Source organism: Brunnivagina elsteri CCALA 953 (assembly GCF_002289455.1).
In the GTDB taxonomy this organism is placed as follows: Bacteria; Cyanobacteriota; Cyanobacteriia; order Cyanobacteriales; family Nostocaceae; genus Brunnivagina; species Brunnivagina elsteri.
Map to the genome: position 1 here is coordinate 1 of NZ_NTFS01000485.1, position 4,404 is coordinate 4,404.

Annotated in this window: 4 protein-coding genes; all 4 read left to right on the forward strand. The window is 36.7% G+C overall.

Translation table 11 applies throughout. The annotated features are described in order from the left end of the window. Positions 1-756: 756 nt before the first annotated feature. The 4 genes from CK510_RS26890 (at position 757) to CK510_RS26905 (ending at position 4,383) form a co-directional block, all read left to right on the forward strand. Positions 757-1,887 (forward strand): glycosyltransferase family 2 protein, encoded by a 1,131-nt coding sequence (locus tag CK510_RS26890; RefSeq protein ID WP_245912454.1) that lies wholly within the window; start codon positions 757-759, stop codon positions 1,885-1,887. Between the two features lie 172 nt (positions 1,888-2,059). After that, positions 2,060-2,785 (forward strand): polysaccharide deacetylase family protein, encoded by a 726-nt coding sequence (locus CK510_RS26895; protein WP_095724581.1) that lies wholly within the window; start codon positions 2,060-2,062, stop codon positions 2,783-2,785. A 47-nt stretch (positions 2,786-2,832) separates the two neighbouring features. Then, complete coding sequence (locus CK510_RS26900) at positions 2,833-3,270, forward strand: SufE family protein (protein WP_095724582.1); 438 nt, start codon at positions 2,833-2,835, stop codon at positions 3,268-3,270. A 204-nt stretch (positions 3,271-3,474) separates the two neighbouring features. Further along, positions 3,475-4,383 (forward strand): alpha/beta fold hydrolase, encoded by a 909-nt coding sequence (locus tag CK510_RS26905; RefSeq protein WP_095724583.1) that lies wholly within the window; start codon positions 3,475-3,477, stop codon positions 4,381-4,383. Positions 4,384-4,404 lie beyond the last annotated feature (21 nt).

Here is a 4,404-nt window from a genome sequence, read left to right on the forward strand (position 1 = left end):
CTGAGTCCCAAGGGGACACGCTACGCGAACGTTCCTCAGCATGACATAGAAGGAGACTTTTCAAACACCCTCTAAGGAATAAAGAATATTCTATAAGCTTTTCAGCTACTTAAAATGGTGTTTTCAGTATATTTCGCAAAATTCAAGTTACGATTCCTATATGTATTTTCACTGAAGAATGAAAAATATCAGATATGGAAATTTATATGATTTCTGATTGCAAAACCATTCCAGACAAAACTTTAAGGAAAGTACACAACATCTATAAATAAAACATTCAAATAAGTGAATATAATAATCAGTTGAAGCCTACATATCTTGACTACCAGTTCTTTACTATTTATTAATAGTAATTAGCACCAAGTCTGAATTAAAGGTTTTAGTAATTTTACATTTAAAATTGCTAAATCATAAATATGAATCAAGTCAATATTGTTAGGGAGCTAATGATAAAGAACCTCTACGGATTAAACTGTAAATACTACCCATCAGTAAGATAAATACAAGTAGATGGACGTGAATAGTTATCCTTGGCATAAGGGAGAAGACATAAATGAAGAGGTTTTAAAGTAACTTCACTTCTAGTTACATACCACTATTTTTCTGCCTCTTTCTACTTAGATTCATATTAAAAATTAGAAATTTCGCATTTTTATTATTTTTTAATTGAAGGTGTGGTATATGCTGCTGCAAGAGTTATTGATAGTTTTTTTATATGGACTATCTATCTCATTTGTTATATTGATTTTAATTCCAGTGGTAGTTTTGTTTGTGGAATGTGTTGCAGCATTATTACCAAATAAAAACAGTAATAATTATGAGGAAATTGCCCATCCTCAAGTATGTATTTTAATACCCGCACATAATGAAGCCTCTAATATTGCCATGACACTCTCAAGTCTGAACAGTCAGCTAACAAGTCAGGATAGAGTTATTGTGGTAGCTGATAACTGCACAGATGATACTGTAAAAATAGCCCATGAATATGGCGTAACAGTAATCGAGCGTAATGATATATTACGGAGAGGAAAAGGCTATGGGCTGGACTTTGGTTTACAGTACATAAGCACTAATCCACCCGAAGTAGTAATTTTCATTGATGCTGATTGTATTGTTCATCCAGGAACGGTTGAAAAATTAGCAAAAACGGCTGTTTTCAACAATCAGCCAGTGCAATCAACCAATCTTCTCAAACCACCACAACCAATTACAGCTAGACATGCAGTGTCAACGCTGGCATTTTTAGTCAAAAATTTAGTCCGTCAGCGTGGAATGCAGCGATTAAAATTACCAGCTTCATTGACGGGTACGGGAATGGCTGTACCCTGGTGTTTAGTTAATAAAGTTAGCTTCGCAAGCAGTAACATTGTTGAAGATAAACAACTAGGATTGGATTTTGCCTTGGTTGGATATAAGCCCATTTTCTGCGAAGAAGCATTAGTAACGGGATACTTCCCCCAACAGCAAAAAGCAGGAGACACTCAAAAGACACGATGGGTTCACGGGCATTTAGAAATATTGCGATCGCAATTTCCCCAAATAATTAGAATGGGGTTGTCACAAAGGAGAATTGATTTAATTGCGATCGCTTTAGATTTAACAGTTTTGCCAATATCATTGTTAATCATGTTGTGGTTTGTTTGTGCGGTTTTTGCTAATGTTATTTCAGTTGCACTAGGAATCATCTGGCTACCTGCAATTACCATAATCGAAGGAGTTTTTTTATTGATAGCAATTTTGAGTACTTGGATGAAGTTTGGACGGGCAGATTTACCAGTACAAATGTTGTTATCAATCCCATTTTATATGCTTTGGAATATAGGCATTTATTGCTCTTTTATAGTAAAACCGCAAAAAGTTTGGGTTCGCACTGGAAGGGATACATAATTTAATCTTAAAGCAGCATGTAGGGATGGCGAATACCGACTACATGCTTCTAGATTAACTAAAGTTTCTCAAAAAGCTTGAATAAGATGTCTAAATAATTATTAGTAAAAATCAAGTAGGAATATTAGTTCTTGATTTCAAAAAAACATCTAAAAAAACATAGTCCAATTATATGCATGAAATATTTGTTTCACTGATAATAATTACATTTTTGACATTTTATTTATTAGATAAATTAGCAAAAACATCAAAATGTCAATTATTTGGAAAATATTTTTCAAAAGTAAAAACCAAAGAAATGGTGATAGCTTTAACGTATGATGATGGTCCAAATCCACCTTATACAAATGAGTTAATTAATATTCTAAATCGATTAGAAATCAAGGCAACTTTTTTTACAATTGGTCAAAATATCGAAGCACATCCAGAAATAATAAAAATGTTAGTTACAAGCGGTCATGAAGTGGGAAATCACTCCTACTCCCATCAAAAGCTAATTTGGAAAAAACCTAATTTTGTAACTAGGGAAATAAATCAAACAGATGAATTATTACGTAAATTGGGAGTGACAAACGAGATACTATTTCGCGCACCATTTGGATTTAAACGGTTTACATTACCTTACATTCTGAATCGGATGCAAAAAAAACATATATTGTGGAATGTAGACCCCAAAGACTATCAAGAAAACAATCCAGAGTTAATAGCTAACCATGTCGTTGAGAATGTTACTCCTGGAGCGATTATATTGTTACATGATGGGGGAAGCGATCGCACCGCAACAATTGCCGCGACAGAAATCATTATTACCAAATTACAAGCACAAGGTTACAGATTTCTCACCGTCTCCCACATGCTAAGTAGAAGAAGCAACACAAACCAGCCGCAAATACTCTAAACTCAAGGTAATAGACTTAAATTTAATCACTTGTTCGCGCTGCTGTTATGTCTTTTTCCATAGAATCATTACCACCAACCTTGGGGAAAATTGTCCAGCGTTTCCAACGCGCAACAGACCAGAAACGGCGCTATGAACAGCTAATCTGGTATGGAACCAAACTCAAAGAATTTCCCGAAGCTGAAAAACTGCCAGAAAACAAAGTCGCTGGCTGCGTCTCCCAAGTTTACATTACCGCCACACTCAACGATGGTAAGGTAATATATCAAGGGGAATCAGATTCACAATTAACCAAAGGACTAGTTGGACTGTTAGTTGAAGGGTTGTATGGATTGACACCGAAAGAAATTATCTTGCTAACCCCCGATTTTATCCAAGAAACAGGTTTAAATGTGAGCTTAACACCTTCACGCGCCAACGGTTTTTACAATATTTTTAAAACAATGCAAAAAAAAGCATTGGAATGCGAAGCAAAGGCTGGGTAATTAGAATACAAAAAAATATAGAAAAATACAGAGAGATATGACACATACTAAAAATGGCTTGGAGTTTGGCTTTTAAACGCAGAGGTTCGCGGAGTACAGCGCAAAGTTTCGCAGAGAATATTTGTAATGGTAAAAGTTTAATTATTAGCCGTTTATAGTATATCTCGTCTCTACATAGTTACTCAATCACCAATCAATTAACTAATGTCAACTAATTTATTATCAGTAGCTAGCGAACTCGATATTGGCGGAAATATTCAAGAATACTCTTGGAAGTGGGAAAACCAAGAAGTTCGCGTCGTTTACGAAACCCTCGGTAATGGTTCCCCAGTTTTATTATTACCAGCATTTAGTACCGTATCTATGCGATCGGAAATGGCTGGTATCGCCAAACTCCTATCTCCCGACTTCCAAACCTTTGCTGTTGATTTCCCCGGATTTGGCGACTCTTCCCGTCTCCCGCTCGATTACCAACCTGGGATTTATAAACAATTTCTCGAAGATTTTATTACGACTGTTTTTCAAACACCAGTTGCGGTAGTCGCTGCTGGACATAGTTCAGCATATGTCCTCGAGTTAGCCAATAGAAGACCCAATTTATTCTCCCGCATTGCCCTCATTGCTCCAACTTGGCGTGGTCCTTTACCAACAATGGGATTAAATCGCGACACTGCCACACAAGGCAAAAACCTCATGCGTACTCCCATTATCGGACAATTACTTTACAAACTCAACACATTACCATCCTTCCTCAATTGGATGTATGGTCGTCACGTATACGTCGATACAACTAAATTAACCCCTGATTTTATCAAACATAAATGGCGTAATACCCAACAACCGGGGGCACGCTATGCACCAGCAGCATTTGTAACAGGTAATCTGGATGCAGTTGATAGCCAATCTAACTTTCTGGCACTTGTAAGTGTTTTAACAGTGCCACTTATGGTAATTGTGGGAGAATCCTCCCCTCCCAAATCCCGTGCGGAGATGGATGCTGTAGCCGCATTACCAAACGTTATCGACGTGAAACTTCCCGGAACACTGGGAATGCATGAAGAATACGCTAATGAGGTTACGGATGCGATCGCGCCTTTTTTAAGGGCAATCTAGCTCATAAATAAAATATTACCC